Annotated in this window: 16 protein-coding genes; 1 reads left to right on the top strand and 15 read right to left on the bottom strand. The window is 50.2% G+C overall.

Going from position 1 to position 20,092, the window contains the following annotated elements; translation table 11 throughout:
• Window positions 1-82: 82 nt before the first annotated feature.
• The 3 genes from Q4T40_19385 to Q4T40_19375 all read right to left on the bottom strand — a co-directional run bounded on the left by Q4T40_19385 (window position 83) and on the right by Q4T40_19375 (window position 2,135).
• On the bottom strand, window positions 83-556 hold the full coding sequence (locus Q4T40_19385) for a (2Fe-2S)-binding protein (protein ID MDT8903399.1): 474 nt from the start codon (window positions 554-556) through the stop codon (window positions 83-85).
• The gene (locus tag Q4T40_19380; GenBank protein ID MDT8903398.1) at window positions 549-1,391 is read right to left on the bottom strand and encodes an FAD binding domain-containing protein; all 843 of its coding nucleotides are present in this window, start codon (window positions 1,389-1,391) and stop codon (window positions 549-551) included. The genes Q4T40_19385 and Q4T40_19380 overlap by 8 nt, the downstream gene beginning before the upstream one ends.
• A 153-nt stretch (window positions 1,392-1,544) precedes the next feature.
• A complete protein-coding gene (locus Q4T40_19375; protein MDT8903397.1) occupies window positions 1,545-2,135 on the bottom strand; it encodes a DUF421 domain-containing protein in 591 nt (196 codons plus the stop codon).
• A gap of 387 nt (window positions 2,136-2,522) precedes the next feature.
• On the opposite strand from Q4T40_19375, the gene Q4T40_19370 reads away from it, so the two are divergent.
• A complete protein-coding gene (locus tag Q4T40_19370) occupies window positions 2,523-3,956 on the top strand; it encodes a Na+/H+ antiporter NhaC family protein (protein ID MDT8903396.1) in 1,434 nt (477 codons plus the stop codon).
• 111 nt (window positions 3,957-4,067) lie between these two features.
• Here Q4T40_19370 and Q4T40_19365 read toward each other — a convergent pair whose 3' ends face one another.
• The 12 genes from Q4T40_19365 to Q4T40_19310 form a co-directional block, all read right to left on the bottom strand.
• Complete coding sequence (locus tag Q4T40_19365) at window positions 4,068-4,916, bottom strand: methyl-accepting chemotaxis protein (protein ID MDT8903395.1); 849 nt, start codon at window positions 4,914-4,916, stop codon at window positions 4,068-4,070.
• A 147-nt stretch (window positions 4,917-5,063) separates the two neighbouring features.
• Window positions 5,064-6,356, bottom strand: coding sequence for a hypothetical protein (locus Q4T40_19360; GenBank protein ID MDT8903394.1), 1,293 nt, complete (start codon window positions 6,354-6,356; stop codon window positions 5,064-5,066).
• Window positions 6,357-6,392: 36 nt separating this feature from the next.
• Entirely contained in the window at window positions 6,393-7,337 is a 945-nt protein-coding gene (locus tag Q4T40_19355; GenBank protein ID MDT8903393.1) for a 3-hydroxyacyl-CoA dehydrogenase NAD-binding domain-containing protein, read from the bottom strand.
• Window positions 7,338-7,376: 39 nt separating this feature from the next.
• Complete coding sequence (locus tag Q4T40_19350; protein MDT8903392.1) at window positions 7,377-8,300, bottom strand: 3-keto-5-aminohexanoate cleavage protein; 924 nt, start codon at window positions 8,298-8,300, stop codon at window positions 7,377-7,379.
• 197 nt (window positions 8,301-8,497) lie between these two features.
• Window positions 8,498-9,886 (bottom strand): sigma 54-interacting transcriptional regulator, encoded by a 1,389-nt coding sequence (locus Q4T40_19345; GenBank protein ID MDT8903391.1) that lies wholly within the window; start codon window positions 9,884-9,886, stop codon window positions 8,498-8,500.
• A gap of 137 nt (window positions 9,887-10,023) precedes the next feature.
• Entirely contained in the window at window positions 10,024-10,779 is a 756-nt protein-coding gene (locus Q4T40_19340; GenBank protein ID MDT8903390.1) for a transposase, read from the bottom strand.
• 316 nt (window positions 10,780-11,095) lie between these two features.
• Window positions 11,096-11,608 (bottom strand): hypothetical protein, encoded by a 513-nt coding sequence (locus tag Q4T40_19335; protein MDT8903389.1) that lies wholly within the window; start codon window positions 11,606-11,608, stop codon window positions 11,096-11,098.
• Window positions 11,609-11,611: 3 nt separating this feature from the next.
• Entirely contained in the window at window positions 11,612-13,951 is a 2,340-nt protein-coding gene (locus tag Q4T40_19330; protein ID MDT8903388.1) for a hemagglutinin repeat-containing protein, read from the bottom strand.
• 663 nt (window positions 13,952-14,614) lie between these two features.
• Window positions 14,615-15,301, bottom strand: a complete 687-nt coding sequence (locus tag Q4T40_19325; GenBank protein MDT8903387.1) for a GntR family transcriptional regulator — start codon at window positions 15,299-15,301, stop codon at window positions 14,615-14,617.
• A gap of 104 nt (window positions 15,302-15,405) precedes the next feature.
• A complete protein-coding gene (locus Q4T40_19320; protein MDT8903386.1) occupies window positions 15,406-17,424 on the bottom strand; it encodes a methyl-accepting chemotaxis protein in 2,019 nt (672 codons plus the stop codon).
• Between the two features lie 110 nt (window positions 17,425-17,534).
• Entirely contained in the window at window positions 17,535-18,812 is a 1,278-nt protein-coding gene (locus tag Q4T40_19315; GenBank protein ID MDT8903385.1) for a thiamine pyrophosphate-dependent enzyme, read from the bottom strand.
• Between the two features lie 19 nt (window positions 18,813-18,831).
• Complete coding sequence (locus Q4T40_19310; protein ID MDT8903384.1) at window positions 18,832-20,088, bottom strand: FAD/NAD(P)-binding oxidoreductase; 1,257 nt, start codon at window positions 20,086-20,088, stop codon at window positions 18,832-18,834.
• Window positions 20,089-20,092 lie beyond the last annotated feature (4 nt).

Below are 20,092 nucleotides of genomic sequence, written 5' to 3'. Positions count from 1 at the left end.
TCCGAATCCTAAACGTTATTCACATCGGTCGTTTTTCGACACCGATCCAATATCCCGAACGACCGGCATTTTCGCTGTTCCCCTAGGAAGATGTACTCTTCAGAACGGCTGCAATGGCCGTTTTTATTTCGTCATAGCTCGTGCAGCGGCAGACATTCGCCTGCAGCCATTCTTCGATTACATAGTCTTCCGCCTCGGGATGGAGCGTGGCGAGAGCGTGACAAACCATAAGAAAGCCTGAGGTGCAATAGCCGCACTGAAAAGCCCAGTTTTCTACGAATGCCTGTTGAATGGGAGCGTTTTTTAGCCCCTCGACCGTAACGATTTCATGGCCGACGGCTTCAGCCGCAAGCATAAGGCACGACTTGACCGGCCAGCCGTCCACCAATACTGTGCATGCGCCGCAATCCCCGTTCTCGCAGCCGGGTTTTGCTCCGGTCAATCCGAGTTGCTCACGGAGAACGTGGAGCAATACGTCGGCGGGACGGGCGACGGCACTACGTATCTCGCCGTTGACATTGAGTTCGATAACACTCTTGCCTATAATGCTAAGCACTCTCCTTACCTTCAAATGCTGTCAAGGTGTTTTGGAGCGTATTGGCCAAAACGAATTCCCGGTATCCTGACGATCCGGACACATCGTTCAGCAGCGGGGCCGGCACGCTTCTGACCGCCCTGCGCACACGCTCCTCCAGCGCCGTGCCTTTCTCGTTTATTATGCGTTCAATATCCGCCGACCGAAAGGGAAAAGCGCAAACCCCGCTAAACGCCACCCTAACCTCGTCTTTATTTTTTAATGCGGCGAACGAAACAAGCGGGTAATCGATCTTCTCACTCTTGGTTCTCTTCACATGTACGTACGGCAGGTCTAGAAATTCTTCTTCGACCAGGAATTGAACGACCATCTCGCCTTTTTCGAGGCGGGGTCTTTGGTCAAACACCTTATGGATGGAAACCCGCCTTTCTCCCTTTTCTCCGGCGACCACTACCTCGCAATCGGTGAGCAGCAGCGGCAACAATGCTTCGTGGTAGATAATCGTGCCGCAGATGTTCCCGCCAAGGGTGATCTTGCCTTGTGTTGTATGGTCGGCGATACGTCCGCCGGCTTTGGCAAGAAAACTCCACAATTTTGCTTCCGATATCCGGGTCAAGGTTACACCGGCCCCGATTGCGAGCTTGCCGGCGGCGAAACCCAGTTCCGAGCATGCGGGGATCCCCTTGATGTCGATCACCGCCCCGGTGTCGAGGTTGTAAGCCCTGGCCATGGTAATGATCTCCGTTCCGCCGCCGTAGTACAGCGGCCGCTTTTCGGCCGCGGCCAGGTCGTGGTAAAGCTTAGTCGCTTCCGCCACAGTGTCCGGACGGTAATAGTCGAAATCAATCGGAATCATATCATCCTCCATCTACTTCGAGCCCGTTTACTTTGCCCAACAATTCCATATAGCCCATTTGTTTACTTTATTCTTTCGCGCTTCGCATACATTTATTCGCTTATGCTGCAGAGAATGCGTCTACTCATCCGGGCAGACAACCTTGTTTTAAGATTACGTTCCCACTCTGTCGTCTCTGGTGTCGATATATAACTTTCCTTCCGGAGTAACAACCGCAACCATTACTTCCTCTAATCCTATATTGCGCCTGGCGATATTATCCAAAAGCCAGTCTTTGCTAAGACCCTGGTGTTCAAAAGCCCTATCGATGATTCGCCCGTCGATCACCAGCGCCCGGCCGGACATATGGACATGAAACGTCTCGGTATTTTCACCGGCCCGGTCTTTTTGCACTATGCTCAGTTCCCCGTCGGATTCAATAATTCCCAGGGATACCCGGCCAGGATCAAAAATTTCTCTCTCGCGAAGCAGCTCAAGGAGATTGTTGACCGTGTAGTAGGTCTTGCTTAGGTTATTCTCCAGGATCCGCCCGTTGTAGATGACCATTACCGGATCCGGCTCTATCAGTTTCCGGGCCGGCACATTATGCAACATTGCGAAATTAAAGATGAGAATCCAGACAGTGCAGGCGACCAGACTCACCGCTCCTTCGATCACCGGGATTGCCCTGTCTACGGCAACCGCGGCGCCGATGTCGCCGATTACGAGCCCGACGACGTAGTCGTACAACGTAAGCTGTGCCACCGACCGCCTTCCCATAGCGCGGGCCAAAACCATTAAAACCAACAGAGCGATAAATGTGCGTAACACGACTTCCGTCAGCTGCGACACAGTTGCACAACCTTTCCCTGATATTATCATTGGCATATTTGCTGTGGTCCGACAGATAGTATGCCTCCGGAAGTAGACTGTACTCTTCCCGGCAGCGGGATAACGATCAGGGTTTATTAGCTCACGGCTCAACCCCAGCAGCGCAGGCTTCTAATGTTTTCCGCCGGCCGGGTAAAGAGAAAAAGGGGAGGCACTGCCTCCCCCCATCTTCCGCATCATCCAGCTTTTTTACGGCAAGCAATTCTAATACAATCGAGCTGTCCGTGCGATACTAAACGTTATAAGAAAGGAGCGATTATCATGGACGCTTTTTCGGTAGTTCCTCCCATAGCGGCAATCCTCGGCGCGGCGGTCACGAAACGGATCATCCCTTCTCTGGTGGTCGGTCTGCTTGCCGGCGCCGTTATTAAATCAGGCGGTAATCCGCTCACCGGGGCAGTGATTGCGGGTGAATACTTATCCCGGGTAGTCGCGGACGAAAACCATGCCTATATCATCCTTTTTTTATTCGGCTTCGGGGCGCTTGCGGAAATGTTCAAGGTCGGCGGCGGAATATCAGGCTTCGCCAAAGCCGTGGACCCTTACGTGCAATCGGAAAAAGGCGCACTGCTGAGCGTGCTGCTGGTCACCCCCGTGACCTTTCTCGATTGCTGCTTCCATGTTATCTCCACCGGTACGATAAGCCGGCCCCTATTGGATAAAACGGGCGGGTCCAAAGAAAAACTGGCGTTTATCATCAATACTACTTCCTCTCAGTTGATTGTCTTAATCCCTTTCGCCACCACTTATCTGGGATACATACTGGGGGTGACCGGCTCAGCGATGTCCCAGGCAGGCATTGCCGGCAGCCCTTATATGTATTATCTGGCTTCGCTGCCCTTCAATTTTTATTCGATTCTCATGGTCGTTATCAGCTTGGTCTCCATTTTCTGGAGCTTTAACTTTAGTTTTTTCAGACTTGCAGACCCAGCTTATAAAAAAGATCTGCCTGAAGGGGACCACGATTCCCACGAGGCGCATGAGGAATGCGCATTTGCGGAAAAAGTGCCGCCAAGGGTAGCGAACTTGTTAGTCCCGTTAGCCCTATTACTGCTGATGATCATATATTTGTTCTGGTGGACCGGACAGGCGAAAGGGGCGAATTCTCTCTGGAACGCTATGATGAACGCCGATTACGAAAAAGCCATCTTTACCGCGACTTTGGCAACCATCGTTTTCACTGCCGTCATCTATGGCATCCAAAGAATTCCGATGAAGGAACTCCAGAGCCATTTCTTAAGCGGCGGCACAGAAATGCTGCCGCCGATAGTCATCCTAATCTTCGCCTGGGCTATTACCGGCGTGACACAGGACTTGGGGTTCAACTCGTTCATAGGCAACTTCTTGGCAAATAATTTTATCTCCAGACCGCTAGTGCCTTTAGTAGTTTTTGCCGTCGCAGGTTTAGCCTCATACTTTATGGGTTCTTCCTGGGGAACATGGGCGTTGGTTATGCCGATGGCCCTTTCATTGGCTGCGACGACGGACGCCAACGTTTCGTTAACCATTGGCGCCGTCCTTGCAGGCGGCTCAATTGGCGATAACCTGTCGCCACTGGGGGAAACTCCCGTACTCACCGCGGCGGTAACAGACCTGCCGTTAACTATTCATGTGAACTACGTCCTGCCCTATGGAGTAGTCGCGATTGCTTTGTCATCGATGCTTTATTTAATTGCCGGTTTTTTTTATAAATAGCGACGCCTCTGGCTGGTCGAATGAATACCTTCCGGCATAGTGTGGCGTCGTCATCTTCAACTGATCAGCCCCATAATGACAACGCGGCCCCTGCAAGGCGCCGCGTTGTCACTATTGTCCGCTATCCTTACTGAAGCTTTCCGCCACATGATCAAGCTTTTGCACAAGCGCGACTGTATTTTGTACCGCATTCGCCACTTCCGAAATCGATACGGCGATTTGGTTGACAGCCTCATTCACTTGCTGAAGCTGATCGTAGGCGTTAATGCTGTCCCTCTGAATAGCTTTAATGATTTTATCTATGTTTTTTACAGAATCGGAGCTGTTTGCAGCAAGCTTTCGGATCTCTTCAGCCACAACGCCGAAACCCCGCCCGGCATCGCCCACGCGGGCCGCTTCAATAGCGGCGTTCAACCCTAAAAGGTTTGTTTGTGCGGCGATACTTCGGATAATAGTAATTATCCCGTCAGTTTCTTTAACTTGTTCTTGTGAATGCAAGGCTAATTGTGCCAAGTTGCTAGTTGTGGCGGCTATTTCCTCAGCCTGGGCCGATATTTCCTCCGAAGTGCTGGCGATAGCGCTAATGCTGTCATTAACGTTTATAGCCATCTCCTTTAATGAATCCTGCATATCGACCGGCTCGGTGGTGATGGCGCACCCCACAACCGCTCCGGTCTCGTCCCGAATAGGACAGCATACCGCAATATAAGGCATCCCATATAGCGATGAGTCGCCTCTGCGGACTACTCTTCGATTTTCCCTTATAGCTTGATCAACAGCAGATCCCGGTTTAATCGGATCGCCTGCTGACACCTTCATGTCAAAATTTGTTGCCGGTTTATAAAGCAGGAACTTCTCCAGGTCTGTCAGCGACACACCGATGTCCTTTGTTAACAAATTATTAAAATACGGCAATGCATGCATTAAATGTTCTAGAACATTACAAACTTCCTTGCTCAAGCATAGCCCTCCAATTACGCTAATTCGTTTTCTTCCTGCTTAGACTTAAGAAAGAAGGGCAAGACTTCGGCTGCCGCAATATTGTCAAAGCAACCTCAGCCTTGCCTGTGATAATTTTAGACTTAATTAGCAACACACCTGATATAACTAATAGAACAATATCGCGAGAATAACCGCCGGAATAAGAGTAATCAGAGGAACAACCACACATGTAGCAAACATGTGTCTATAGCCCACCTTATGAGTCAGTCCAAATACAGCCAGAATCGTTATCACGGCGCCGTTATGCGGCATTGTATCCAAACCGCCACTGGCCATCGCAGCAATACGGTGAATGACTTCAGGATTGAGCCCTAAGGCTTGATATTTCGGAATTAATACTTCCAGGGCGATGCCAAGACCGCCGGAACCCGAGCCGGTAATGGCGCAGAGTAAATTTACAGCGACTGTCATAGAGATCAAAGGATGCCCCGGAATACTCATTAGAGCATTGACTGCCGTTGTAAATCCTGCGGTTGCTGCGACGACCTTGCCATAACCAACATCGGCGCAAGTATTCACCATTGGCAGAATGGTGTTAACAGCTCCCTTGTTAAGCGTATCAAGGTGATTATTAACGTATTTGTAAAACAGCACGATACAAAGCAGTGTCCCGCCAAGTAGCGAATATACGATATCCACTTTAAAAACGTTTAGTACAATCAGCAACGCTGCGGGAGGAATTATTGACATGGGTAATGATGGCAGCTCTGTTTTTTCAACGTTGCCGACCATTATACTATCAGGCCGGGAGAATACTTCCCCACGCTGCTGCGCTTTGTTGAGGGCCCATTTAACGTAGTACAATCCAAGGGCTGTACTGATTATCGAAGAGACAACGCCAATGAGCGGTGCCGCAGTTGCAGTAGTCCCTAAATACTTTGTCGGCATTATATTCGCTAATGCCGGGGTTCCCGGAAGCATCGTCAATGTCGCAGTACCTAAGCCAAGCATAAACGGGGCAAGACACAAATGCCACGGCAAATTCATTTCCTTGAATATTGGCAATGCAATAGGAATCAAGGCAAAAGAAACAACCCAAAGGTTAACGCCTCCATATGTCAGAACTGTAGTTATTATCCAGATAGCTACTAACATAGGAAATGGCTTATCTCTCCCAACCCTTTTTAGAATAGCAAGAGCAATCGTCTTAGCAGCACCAGAGTCATCCATATATTTCGCGAATAAAGAAGCACCTAGGAAAACCAAATAAAATCTTTTTGCATATGCAATGAAACCTTCCATATATGGTCCGTAGAGACTTTGCAATACATCGAGACCCGAAAATAGGCACACTATTACCGTGGCGATAGGCGCGAGCAAGATAATATGCCAGCCGCGCAGAGCTAGAGCAATCAGCACCACCAAGGATAAAATAAGGCCTAATACGCTTAGATCCATTGATTAAAATCCTCCCTATAATGATTTGCCAAAGAATTATACATAAGATTGAGATACTTTAAGTTGGCGAATCAGCTTTTTCATGAAGTTTTTCCTGATCTCGGATACTTTATCGGGATCATACTTAAAGAACCCTTCGCCGCTTTTCACCCCCAGTTTTCCTTCGAGTACCTTTTGCCGTAGCAGTTTGTTCGCACTCTGCGAATTATCCATAACCTTTAAGAGGTTGTCCCCGACAATGCACCAGATATCTAAGCCGCCAAAGTCGGTTACTTCTAACTGACCGGTTGTGGCATAGCGGAAAGCTGGGCCGAATTTTAGCGCCTTGTCGATATCGCTCGCCTCCGCAACCCCTTGCTCAATCAGCGAAAAAACCTCTCTTGCAACTCCTTGCATGATGCGGTTGGCCACCAGTCCAGGTACATCTTTCGAAACGCGTACGGGTTGTTTCCTGATGGAAAGATATAAACTCTCCACCTCTTTATAAATTTCCTCCGGCATGTTTCCGAAATAAGAGAGTTCTACAAGCGGAATGAGATGTGCCGGATTGAACATGTGATTCACCATCATCCTCTTCTTGCGCTCCTCACTAACAAGCGCCATCATTCCGCTTAACGGAAGACTGGAGGTGTTGCTTGCCAAAATGGTATCAGGCGGGCAAAATTCATCAAGCTGCTTGAATAATCTCTGCTTTAACTCCATGTTTTCAGGGGCTGATTCAATTACATACTCCCTGTCTTCAACCGCTTGCTGGAGATCAGTGAAAAGCTTTATCCTATTAATAATGGCGGGTATCTCTTCACTCTTTAAAAAGGCTTCCTCCGAAAGCATTGTCAATTCTTGCTCAATGTGCGCCTTGACTTTATCAAGCGCTTTGGCGTTGATATCATAGAGATTTACGTCATAACCATACATGGCGAAGGATTCAGCTATTCCGTGCCCCATCGTCCCAGCGCCCAGAATCGCTACTTTATTAATCACTTTTCCATTCTCCCAACTCTGATTGATTAATTAATGCGTCTAGAATCCAACTTTCTCTAAGCCTTTTAAGTTTAATATCTGTCGTGCTTCCGCCGGAGTAGCCACATCAATGCCCAATCCTTCGGCAATGTTACGTACCAGATCCACATGTTCAGCGCTCGACTTTGCCAGAACTCCCGGCTTAACATATAGGTTATCTTCCAACCCGACCCGTACGTTGCCGCCCATGCCTAAAGCAGCGGTGACAAGGGGAAATTGCGCTTTTCCAGCCGCCGCGACCGACCACTTGAAGTCGCCAATCTGCTCTTTTGCCGTTTTTACCAGGAATGCCAAGTTCTCAATCGTGGCCGGGATGCCACCCAAAATTCCCATAACGAATTGGATGTAAACAGGCTTTTTTGCAATGCCTTTTCTGATAAAGAAGGCGATATTATTAATCATGCCGACATCATAAACTTCGAATTCAGGTAAAGTCCCGTATTGATTCATTGTTGTGATGTAATACTCAAGCCCTTTGTACGTGTTGGCAAAAACAAGATCGTATGTCCCCTCAAGAAAGGGAATCTCCCAGTCAAATTTTGGGTTAGCAATTTTGGCTGCCGCCGGTTGAAGGACAAAATTCACCGAGCCGGCATTGCAGGATGCGAGTTCGGGCTGGAAAGCGGGAACCGCCGCAAGCCTCTCTTCCAAAGACATGCCCAACTGGCCGCCCGTGGTAATACATACGATAACGTCTGACCTTTTCTTTATTCCCGAAACGATTTCACCCATCAACTCAAGACTACTGGTCGGTCGACCAGTCTTTGGATCGCGTGCATGGATATGGACGACGGATGCCCCTGCTTCGCAAGCCTTAACCGCGTCGTCGATGATCTGCTCTTTAGTAACTGGCAAATATTGTGACATGCTGGGAGTGTGAACTGCTCCCGTTACTGCTGCGGTGATTATCAACTTCTTTGTCACTTTACTTTCAGCTCCTTATATAAGATAATCTGGCAAACTAAGAAAATGCGCGGAATTATTGGCTCACCTCCCCACTCTGCTCCCTTCCTAATCGCAATATGTATGCCAATAAACAAAACCCCTATAAAACCTGGATTACCAGGTTTTATAGGGGTTATTCGCGTGCGTTTTCCACTACAATAATCGTAGCTGTTTAACTACACTATGCCATGTTTTTTCATTTTAGCATAGAGTACGGTTCGATGGATATTCAACTCTCTAGCCGCAGCAGTTTTGTTGCCATTAGCCTTGGACAGGGCATTTAAGATTGCTTGCTTCTCCGCCACGTCTTTGACCTTTCCTAAACTAGCTGAACCGTTTGTTTCCGCCGAATCTGTCTCCGTGTTACCTAATAAACGGGGCAGAAGATAATCGAAGTGGGCTTCATCAAGTTCGCCGGATATAGCCATTACTGCCGCTCTCTCCATTACATGCTCCAATTCTCTGACGTTACCTGGCCACCGATACCTTTCAAATAACCTAAGCACATTCTCTTTAATACCAGTAATCCCCAGGCCATGATTTACGTTAATTTTCTTTATGAAATGGCTCGTAAGGTCTCTAATCTCCTCCTTACGTTGACGTAGAGGCGGGATGCTGACATCGACAACGTTAATCCTATAAAATAAATCTTCCCTGAATTCGCCTTTGCGTACTATATCCTGCATATCGCGATTCGTCGTACATATCAGCCTAACGTCGATTTCGATTGGTTTTATACCGCCAACCCGCTCGATTTCATGCTCCTGGATGACCCGTAAGAGTTTAGATTGGAGGAATATGGGCAGTTCATTGATTTCGTCAAGCAAAAGCGTGCCTTCATTTGCAAGTTCAAATTTACCCGGCTTGCCACCCTTTTTTGCCCCGCTAAATGCTCCTTCTTCATAACCGAACAGTTCCGATTCCAGAAGTTCTTTGGGTATAGCTGCGCAGTTTATTCTCACAAATGGCTTGTGTTTCCTAGGACTAAGTTGATGAATAGCCTGAGCAAACAGCTCTTTTCCAGTACCGGTCTCGCCGTTAATCAGAACAGCGAGTTTGGACGGAGCGACTTTTTTTATAAGCTCTTTCACTTTTTGCAATTGAGGTGATGATCCGACTACCTGATCCAGTGAGTATTTTGCGCCTCGCAATTTGACAAGCTCGGATTTGTATTCTTTAATTTCAAGGTTGAGCCGGTTAATTTCGGCAAAAAGTGAAGCGACTTCATCCATCTTCCGAAAAGTCGTAAAAGCTACCGCCCCAATTGGTTTCCCATCTTTCATTACTGGCAAGCGATTGCACACTACAGGTATGGTTCCTTTAACCATATGCACTGAGCCTATTTCCTCTTGGCCCATTTTAGCCACAATGTCCATGCGCGTTTGAGGTATGATTTCTCGAGCATGTTTACCAATAGATGTCCCTACATCCACACCAAGCATATCCGCATATTTTTTATTGAGATAGACTACTTTTCCTTCGGCATCAGTAACAATAGTCCCGTCTACCTGCTCTAAAACCTGTTCCAAAAAGGCTGTGTATTCTTTACTTGTCCGATCCATCATAGTTCACCTCTTCCGTGGTATATAAACGCCTAATAAAGTGTAGTTTCTTTACTACATTTTATTAGCTACATTACCACAGAACATCCACATTTTCAACAAGATAGATCTTGATATAAGGGGACGGTTCTTTTGTATCCTTATGCTTTTGCTACAACGTTAACCGTAAACCCTGTTATTCTTGCTATCTGTCTTATCGATACTTCTTCAATATCCTTCATTTTTCTCAGTATTTCATTTCGCTTTTCTTTATCAAGTTGCTGCACCTCGGCAAATGTCATATTTATATGTCGCTGTATTTTCTCTCTTGCTTCATTATCCGTTAGTCTTTTATCTTCTTCCAAACTAATCTTGCTACCGCCGCTCTCGACCATGTATCTTGCAAACTCTTCTCTTGCCAGTTTTTCATTCTCTGAAAACATTCCTAGCACAAATGCCGTATCCACTATTTTAGGTACTCCAACGTACTCGTTGTAACTACTCCATTTATATCTTGATATTTCTTGCTCGATTCCCGCGTTCATCGGGTTTTGATGTATATATCTCAAAACGCTTAATAGGTACTGGTCATCCTCGATTGACTCACTTTTATACCGATCCTGAAATAGATGCCCTCTGCGCTTATTCTTCCAGTTATACCAACATACATAGCTTACTCCAATCCGCTTCATCGTGTTTGCTATTGGCTCGTTACCTTCTTTTATGAGGATGTGGGCATGGTTGTCCATTAGGCAATAGCCTAGTATTTTATACTCTTTCTTGGTCTTGTACTGTTTAATCGTGTCCAGGAATTTCGCCTTATCTTCCTCTTCCTCAAATAGAACTTGCCGATTTATTCCTCTAAGCATTATGTGATATACTCCACTTTCACTTTTCTTACGTGCTTGTCTCGGCATTTTTTTCACCCCAGATTATCATACCACATCCATCTAGGATACAAAAGAACCGTCCCCCTGTATCTTATAACGACATTGATGAAGCTGCGTAAATAGTTATTATTTAGCGCATAGAACTCAGTTTAAGCCTTGTCTTGATGATTTCGATGATATTTTACCTATGCCTCGTCGTCTGCCATTTAAGCTGATTTCCTGAGATGCCCCAGAAGCACCTAAACTGATGGATTTAATAGAGAATATATTGAGAAAGCGTTTGAAGGAACAGGCGACAAAGGAAAAGGATGCGCATAAATCGCATCCCTTTTCCTCCTGAGATCTATGCATATGGAGATTCATGTTTTTCTACAAAGAGTCCCTTTTGCATGATTTTATTAATAGCATCTTCGCACGTTTTAATACATCCAATGTACATATAGTAGTCATAGCCAAAATGAACAAACATGTTATCGACACTTTCAAGCTTACACCATAAGTCTTCTCGCAAAACCAATCGAGCCATCAGTTGTACATCCTTTAAGCTAAGAACACTATGGTTTCGAACTGTAGCATAGAGATTAGACATTTCAGTTGAATAAAGCTCCTGAACTGGCTTTGGCGCACTCCCTTTTTCGAGACCTATGACCTTCAGTGAAGTAGCTTTTATACACCCCATAAAAGTCACTATTGCATCCACATAGGCATCTTCAACTGCGAGATACTCGCTTTTTGTTAACTCATGCCCATCAAAGCTACTCCCGATTTCAGAAAATGATGTCCACTCGCGTTTCGAATATCTACCCAATTCATCTCGATAATCAGGGTTGTATTTTGTTATACGCCAAGTGAACATTTCTTAGTCCCCTATCCTATTTAGATTCGCATCGTAAGTACCTAATCTGGTAGATTTGCTTTTTAGATCTTCAACTGAACTTGCAGCTTTCCATACCCCACCGTTGTGACCATCGATATCAGGCGTTATATATAAATTCCCTTTCTTATAGATCGGTTGACCATGCGAAAAATAGTTGGTTTTTTCAAAGCCCAACACTTTTGCTGCATCAGTAACTTGTTTGGTAGTCATACTACCTATTCTGATCGAACCACGCTCATTATTGAGCACTTCTACTGCACGCGCTAAGCCAGGTACTTTTTCTACTAATTTCGAAGCAACTCCAACATCAAGAAGAAGAAGCCCGAGGTCAACTGATAAATACCCTAGTTGTTCGCCCGTGTCAAAAGCCGATCCATTAACCATCGCGTCAAGTCGGTATTGATAGTCTTGAAACGTTTCTTTACCAATTTTCGCAACGAGACTCGGATCATTCCATATTTCCGCGATAGTACCCGCAATTCCTTTTGCTGTATCTACAGGGTGCTCAATAATGGTTTTGAAAGCTTCAACAGCCTCAATACCTTTGTCTTTAAGCCCCTGTTTAAGTCCCTCTGCCACTTTAACGGGGTCTGTAATAATATGCGACAAACGATTATTTCGTATTTCGCTTACAGCTACGGCAGCGGCAGTCTGCGCGTCTCCGCCTACGAGGTTAGCTGCTATAACCCCTACAATCGCACTTGCCCATTGCAATGCGGCTGGGTCTTTTATATTTGCCAGTTCATTCATGACAAGCTGAGTAAAGCCTGCACCGGCCAATCCGGACGCAAAGCTGCCACCGCCCAATTTTGCCATTAAGCCACCGGCAAATGCCTCGAGAGCTACTTTCTCGTCGCTACCATCAGGAAGCCCTAAATCTCCTATTGCTTTAAAGGCCACTTCGCCAAACACCTTGGCTAATTCCTGTTGCTCTTGCACCGTCTTCTTATCGAATATTTTGCCCAAGGTATTAAGCGAGTTTCCGGTATCTCGACTGAGTCCAGACAAATCCTGAGTTGGATTGCTTCGAACCTCAATCGTTCCAGCAGCAATGGCTGATTTCGTTGTACTTTCTGCGTTGCCACTTGCAGTAGTGCCGATATTAGGCGTTATGCCTTGGTCTTTCTTCTCAGTACCCGGACCAAAGCCTACGTTTACCCCTACACTACTCGCCTTATACTCCGCCTTATTCTCAATATCGCTCCAGGTCAGCGTCCCCGTACTCAGCTTATTCTTATCCGGCGCAGCCTCGCTGGCGATGACAGCTCCCTTCAGGTCGGTGTTGCCGCCCACGGTGATGTCGAAGCCGCCCTGGCCGGCGTAGACGCCGCTCTGGTCGGTGACGCTGGCGTAATCCGAATCAATCTTGCCCTTGCTGGCCGATACACTGCTGGCTACTCCGGACCCCAGGCCGATGGTCCCGCCGGCCGAGCTTGTCCGCTCATGGTAGCTGTCGGTATCCTGCTGGCTGGCGATGTTGAGGTCGCCGCCAATCTCCATCTTCACGTTGTCGCCCTTGGCTTGGGCGCCGACAATGTTGGCATCGCTGCCGGTCTTGACGGTGAGCGTGTCGCTCGCCGCCACCACCGTTTCGGTATGGGTCGTGCCAGCGCCGTTCTCGTTGCCGCTCGCCTTGCTGCCCTGGACGAATACGCCGCCCTTCGGACCGATCTGCACGCCTACCCCGGCGGAGCTGCTGCTGGAAGTATTGGTCGTCGTGGTGGCGTTATCCGCCGCTACGAGATTGACGTCCTTGGCCGCCGTAAGGGTGACGTTCTCCCCGCTCACGCCGGAACCCACGACATTCACACTGCCGTCCGCCGCCTTGCCTGCCGCGTCCGTGGCCCCGCTACCGGTGGCGGTGATGTTGACATTGCCGCCCGCACTAACTTGGCTGCCCTGGGCCGAGGACAACGATGACACCGTCTCCGTGGAATACTTGGTGCTGCCGATGCTGACACTTACCGACAGCGGCGAGCCGTCTTTCAGGGCGTTATACGCGTCCTTGGCATCTGTATAAGCCTTATAGGCATAAAGCGCCTGCAGCCGTTCGTCCGAAACGTTGCTTATCCGCCTAACATCGCTCGCGGCGCTCAAGACCGGGGTTATTGTATCTCCGCCCAAAGAGACTGTCAGGCCGCTTTGTTTAAACTCGTAGGTTTGTTTGCTCTGGCCGCTGTTTTGTCCAGCCTCGATGGTGACGTTCTGGCCTTGAATACTGGTGTTCTTACCGCTGATGATATCTGAAGCGGTGACTCTGGCGTCCTTGCCGGCGATGATATTAACATCGCCGCTGATCGAGCCTACCGTGCTGCCCACCATATATTTTGCGCAGGGTGGCGACTCTTAAAATACCGCTTGAATGCGATGTCCTCGTTCGGATAATATCCAATAAAAACGGCAGGAGTAAGGTTTCCCTTACTTCCTGCCGTTTCACGATTATTTCAGCTTATGGGTCACAAATTTCACCTTATGGGTAATCCGATAACAGCTGTAGGCTCGCATTGAAAACGAGACTGGCCTGGCTGCTAAGTACGAAATTAAGGCTACATTTCGCAGATAATTTGAGACCAGTACCGCATTGGAAACGATACTTTCCGGAAAAATCGCACATAAAACGCGCCTGGCACGTGGTGCCACAATTACCCTTAAAACCCAAAATGCCTTCTAAGACGCTTGGAACTTCCATATCTTTTATACTATGCATGATATTTTCTAGTTGTATGGGGCCTCCTATAATAATATGTAAGTTTGCTTTGAGACTGGTCATGCGCGTTTTGTGGGTTTGAAGGTCCCGCGCGCGTAAAGGTCGAGATGTGGGTCGTTCATCTTAACGACCCTTTCGATAGTTATTGCAGTTGACAAACCGCAATTATTATCAAAAGGAGTTTTCCTGTCATCCTCACCGCTGAAAGCTTTTCTAAACCCCGTGTATAAGAAACGCGGCACCATAAAGGCGCCGCACTAGCACTATATTAACCACAGTTAGATAGAACAGTTTATAAAGTTCCCCGTACCCTTGTTCAGGGTCTGAATCGCTTTAAGGGTGTTAAGAGTATGCTGACGTACGTAATCCTCGATAACCGCCGCCGGAGCTTTCTCTCTCAGCAGAGCGATGATCCGTTCGTGCTCCTCCGTGGAAGCCCTGGCGCGTTGCGGAGCGAATGCTATGTTGGCCCGACGCACTTGTGCCAGTCTCTCCCATACCTGTTCGAGCTTTTCAATAAGGTACGAATTACCGCACTTGTTATGGATGACGGCATGGAATTTAACGTTGAGTTCCCCGACCCGCTCGAAGTCAAGCTCCTCCAACGCTGTCTTCATCGCGTTGTTCGTCTTTTCCAGACCGTCGAGGTCCTTCTTGGTCAGGGATCTTGCGGCAAGAGCCGTGGCGGCCGCTTCAAGAATCAGCATCACGTAAGATACTTCCTGATAGTTGACTTCATCCAGACGCTTCACGACCGCCCCGCTATACGGAATGTTCTCGATCAGCCCGTCTGCCTCAAGCTGCTGGATCGCCTCGCGTACGGGGATAGTGCTCAGGTTCAGTTCCTTGGCCACCCGGTCGATAACGATGCGATACCCCGGCCCGTATACTCCGCGCAAGATGTTAGTCTTTATGTGCTGATACGCCTCTTGCTTCTTGATCTTTCTGGGTGAATCCTTTGTCATACCGCCACCATACCCTATACAGTTTCACAACATAATATTATATACGAAAATATATATTATCTCAACTCCCATCATTTTGTTTCCACCGCAGCAGCCAAACACATTTACAGCTTGAATCCGGAAATCGCCGCCTGCAGATCTTCCGCCAGCGTCGCGAGATTCTGACTGGAAGAGGCGATTTCCTCTATCGAGGCCAATTGTTCCTCTGTCGCCGCCGATACGTTCCGGGTCTCCGCTGCATTCTCGTTGCTAATTTGGTTGATCCCCCGGATCGAGGCAACGAGAGAACGAGTATCGTCGTCTATACGATGTATCGCTGACGATATCGCCTCAATGCGCTCCGCAAGATTCCTGACTGCACCGGCAATCTTATTGAAGGTTTCCCCGGAATCGTTGACGCCGGCGATACCAGCCTCGACACCTTCGGTACTGGCTTGGGTGGCATTAACAGCGCGGTCCATGTTGGCCTGGTTCCTCTGGATAAGCGCCCCAATCTGCTGGGCGGCCTGGTGGGATTCTGCGGCCAGTTTTCTGACCTCTTCCGCCACAACGGCAAAACCTCTGCCGTGCTCGCCTGCCCTGGCCGCCTCGATCGCGGCGTTGAGGGCCAGAAGATTGGTCTGTCCCGCGATGGTGGAAATAAGGTCGACTATTTCGCTTATTTCCTGCGAGCCTCTTGCCAGCTCGGTGATGGCAGTCTGCACCGCGACCGATCCTTCCCCGACCCGCCGCATCCGGCTCACTACCTCGCCGACCGTCCGGTTGCCCTGCTCCGCCTCCCCGGCGGTTTCCGCGGCTATGCAGGCCACTTCGCGCGCCGAGGCGGAAATCTCGGCGGTATTTGCCGACATCTGTTCCGCGACCGTGAAAACGTCGGCAGCCGACGCCGCCTGCTGCGCCGTGCCTTCGGCTATGCCGGTGATCGATCCGGAAACCTGGTTGGCGGCGTCGGCGAACTGCTGGGTACTCGCCGTCAGTTCTTCGCTGGCTGCCGCCACCTGGTCGGACTGTGAGCTTACCTTGCCGATCAGGGTCCGCAGGCTGGAGCGCATGTCGCGAAAACCGGCCGCCAGATGGCCGATCTCGTCGCGGGAGAAAACCTTCCTTTCTTGCTCGCGGAAATCTCCGCGGGTCATAAGCAGACACTCGTCAAGGATCTGTTGGATCGGTTTTACAAATTGTTTGCTGAAGACGGCGATGAGTATCACGGCGAGAATGACGAACATCAGGGAAACGGCAAGCATTATCCTGGCAAGGGTGGCGGTTTTGCTTGCGACCTCCGCCTCTGGGGCGGTGACCGCCAATACCCAGCGTTGGTCTCCGGGCAAACGGATGGGGGTGAAAACGCCGATCCGTCCTGTACCGCCAAAGGTATATTTGCCCAAAACCTGCTTTTCAACGCCGCTCTTGAACAACTCCATCAGGTTGTTGTCAAGCTCAGTATCGGGGAGTTTCAGCCCCGCGTCGATCTTTTTTTCGGTCAGCCGCATTTTGAAAACGACCGCGGGTTCTGCGGCATGGGCGATAACCAAGCCACTTTTGGCAGCTACGAAACCGTAGCCGCTCTGTTCGAACTTGACCTCCTTCACTAGGTCGGTTATTTTTTCCAGGGTATATGTACCGACAAGCACCGCCGTTAGGCGCCCATTATCGATTACGGGCACAGCCAATATAACCGCAGCCTTCTTGGCCAATTTCGTTATCACCGGCTCGGATACGACGGCTTTTTGGGTTGCCACCACTTTCTTGAAGTAGTCACGGTCCCCGAGGAAAACGGTATCTCCGGCCATGCGGATCGACATGCCGTCGAGAAACACGAAGTTGAGAGAGTCGAACTTGCCGATTCGCTTGTGGGCCGCGGCAAGGTCGGCGACGATTTGCGGGCGGTCAGTGGCGCCTCGCAGGGCCGGCTGGCTGGCGAGATCCTCGAGTTGAACGACCGCGGTCAGAATATCGGCCTGGATACGGTTGGCGTTGTCCCGGCCGATCGCGGAAGCGGTCTCGTCAACGCTGCCGTTCAGCAACTGCAAAGAGAAGTAGTAACTGATACCGGACAATATTCCGAAGGAAAGGATAAACATTGGCAATAAAATTACCAAAAGCTTCGCCCTTATACTTTTCATGCTGCACCACCCTCCGCTGATATTATCAGCTGATATTATCAAGAGGAGGAGGAACGCCGACGGTCTACCGACCGCACGTCGTTTCTCCTCCTCATCTTGCCTGCTGACCGCTAAGTGCAAGTCGTTACGCGCTTTAGCTGGGCGTAGGAGCGATCGACATGCTCCTGGATTTGATCAAGTTCTTCGTTCGTCAGATGAGCAAACCGTTTCATAAGACGGGTGAAGTCCCGGATGGGCGCCGGTTTTTTCACTTCGTGAGTGAACCTGATAACGCCATTTTCCGCCTCCCAGAGCGGGAAATAGTTGGTCTCTACAGCCGCCTTGGTAACTTCGACGACCTTTTCCGTCGCGAACTTCCAGCCGGTCGGGCAGGGGGTGAGGACGTGTATATAGGCCATGCCGCGTTTGACGGCTTCCTTCGCTTTAAGAAGTTTGCGCACGTAGTCCTCCGGATAGGCGAGGGTAGCCGTGGCCACGTATTCGATGTTGTGGTACGCCATCAGCAGCGGCACATTTTTTGGCATGCCTTGGCGGCCGCGCCCGCGTGCGCCCACTTGGGTCGTATTCGTCCAACTGCCGAAAGGGGTGGTGCTGCTACGCTGGATACCGGTGTTCATGTAAGCCTCGTTGTCGTAGCAGATATAAAGAATCCTCTCGCCCCTTTCGGCGGCTCCCGATAAGGCCCCGAAGCCCAGGTCAGCGGTCGCGCCGTCGCCGATTATCCCGACACAGATGGTTTCTTTGCCGATATGCTTGAAGTAGCGGGCGACACCGGTCGCACTTGACGGTACCTGGGTCATCAGTGTCCCGTAGTATGGCACCTTGGCCTTCGAGCTGAGCACGTTGCAGCTCGGGGCGCCGAACAGCACGATATCCTTGCCCAGAACCTGCAGCGTCTGGCGGTCGAGGAGTTCCATCCCGCAGCCGGCGCAATACGGCAGCCCCGGGGAGAGCAGGTCCTCGCCCAGTTTATCAGCCACGCCCGCCGCTTTTTCAAAGGTGAGGATATTGTGCGGGCATGCTTTCGCGCATGCCGCGTCACCGCCGCATTGATCGCATTTCTGCGATTTATGCTCGCTTTGCCTCGGATATATTCCGCCGTAAGGGCAGACCAGGTTGCAGATGCTGCAGCCTACGCACCGGCCGGCATCGAGAACGACCGGCCCGGCCTCCGTTCGGCTTAGGGCGCCGGTAGGGCAAACGTCGAGACATTCCGCCCGGCTGCACTGATTGCAGGTGAGCACGCTGTGATAATTCACTTCAGGCAGGTCTATTTTTTCGATAACAGGCTCGGAACACTCTCCCGATCTTTGTCCGCACGCTTCGACGCAAAGCTTGCACGAAGGCGGGCAGTTGGTGTCGCGGACCACAAGGGTATTGTTTAACATAGCCTTTCCTCCTTTTGCGTCAAATCGCTCGATCTGCACGGTGACGCGTCATCAGCCAGCAAGCCGTCTCCCGGGGTTTGGCGAGCAGGAGTTCGCGGTATTCGCCGACCGGAACCCGCTCCCTGATGAGGTAGTGGAACACGCCCGGATGGACATACTTCTGGTTAAGGCCCTCAGCCCCCGCCAATAGGCCGTCTTTGACCACCAGCTTGAGGAAACTGTCGCCGTCCGTTTTTTCGAAGGTCTCGTAGCCGTCCGCGGGCGTAGCGTCGATTGTGCCGACGCTGAAAAGGTGTTCGTCGAAGCAGCGAAGGTAGTTGCCGGGAATCCAGCCCTTGTATTCGATCTTTTCACCGGCCATATTGGCCCCGGCGACTTTACCCTGCTGCACGGCTTCGGGAAGTATCGGGCAGGGTGCGTTCTGACTGTCGTCGAAGGAGGGGGCGGCAGCGACGTCGCCGGCCGCGAATACGTCGGGAATGCTGGTTTCCATGTGGCGGCCGACCATGAGCCCGCCGGCGGCGACGGGAATAAGGCCGCCTGTGACAAGATTTGCGGCTACGCCGGTAGCGACGAGCAACCGGTCGACAATCAGCGTACGGCCGTTGCCAAGCTTGAGTTCGAGCTTGTCGGCTTTTTTGCCCACGGCGGCCAGCGTGCTTTTCGTAATTACTTTGCCGCCGTGCTTGACGAACGCTTTTTCGAGAACGGCGACGCTATGGGGGTCAAAGTACTTGCGCAGGAGGGAACTCCTGGCGATGATGGTGACGGCGTGACCGGCGTGGCAAAGTTTTTCCGCCGCTTCGACCGCTACGAGACCGGCGCCGTAAATGGCGATATCCTGGTTTTGCCCGAGGTTTTTGCTTAGTCGCTCGAAGTCGCCGTAGGTTCTGAAGGTGTATACCTGGTCTGGCGCCAGATTTTCGACGGGCGGCACCTGGGGCGCGGCGCCGGTAGCGATGAGCAGTTTGTCGTACGTCTCGCGCTCGCCGCCGGCGTACTCCACTTCTTTTTTCTCAGGGTGAAGGGCGACTACTTCTTTGCCCCGGACGAGCTGAATGCCAAGAGAGTCAAGGGTTTCTCGGCCTTTGAGGAAGAAATCTTTTTCGCTGAGTTCCTGGCTGATCAGGTAAGGCAGCATCGCCGGCGAGTAAGGAAGCGATTCTTCTCTGGTGACAAGCTTTATATCCGCGGATTTGTCGGCGTTGCGGATCGCCTTGGCAGCGGCAAGGGCGGCAGGTCCGGCGCCGATTATCAGATGTTTAGTTCTGTCCATAGCG

It is taken from the genome of Selenomonadales bacterium 4137-cl (assembly GCA_032334055.1).
GTDB lineage: Bacteria > Bacillota > Negativicutes > Sporomusales > UBA7701 > Anaeroselena > Anaeroselena agilis.
This window is presented reverse-complemented; position numbering and strand designations above follow the sequence as displayed.

Bases quoted from the DNA above. Each gene is read 5' to 3' on its own strand.
- Q4T40_19380 (MDT8903398.1), bottom strand. From the start codon at position 1,391: ATGATTCCGATTGATTTCGACTATTACCGTCCGGACACTGTGGCGGAA.
- Q4T40_19370 (MDT8903396.1), top strand. From the start codon at position 2,523: ATGGACGCTTTTTCGGTAGTTCCTCCCATAGCGGCAATCCTCGGCGCG.
- Q4T40_19360 (MDT8903394.1), bottom strand. From the start codon at position 6,356: ATGGATCTAAGCGTATTAGGCCTTATTTTATCCTTGGTGGTGCTGATT.
- Q4T40_19345 (MDT8903391.1), bottom strand. From the start codon at position 9,886: ATGATGGATCGGACAAGTAAAGAATACACAGCCTTTTTGGAACAGGTT.
- Q4T40_19340 (MDT8903390.1), bottom strand. From the start codon at position 10,779: ATGCCGAGACAAGCACGTAAGAAAAGTGAAAGTGGAGTATATCACATA.
- Q4T40_19335 (MDT8903389.1), bottom strand. From the start codon at position 11,608: ATGTTCACTTGGCGTATAACAAAATACAACCCTGATTATCGAGATGAA.
- Q4T40_19330 (MDT8903388.1), bottom strand. From the start codon at position 13,951: ATGGTGGGCAGCACGGTAGGCTCGATCAGCGGCGATGTTAATATCATC.
- Q4T40_19325 (MDT8903387.1), bottom strand. From the start codon at position 15,301: ATGACAAAGGATTCACCCAGAAAGATCAAGAAGCAAGAGGCGTATCAG.
- Q4T40_19320 (MDT8903386.1), bottom strand. From the start codon at position 17,424: ATGAAAAGTATAAGGGCGAAGCTTTTGGTAATTTTATTGCCAATGTTT.
- Q4T40_19315 (MDT8903385.1), bottom strand. From the start codon at position 18,812: ATGTTAAACAATACCCTTGTGGTCCGCGACACCAACTGCCCGCCTTCG.
- Q4T40_19310 (MDT8903384.1), bottom strand. From the start codon at position 20,088: ATGGACAGAACTAAACATCTGATAATCGGCGCCGGACCTGCCGCCCTT.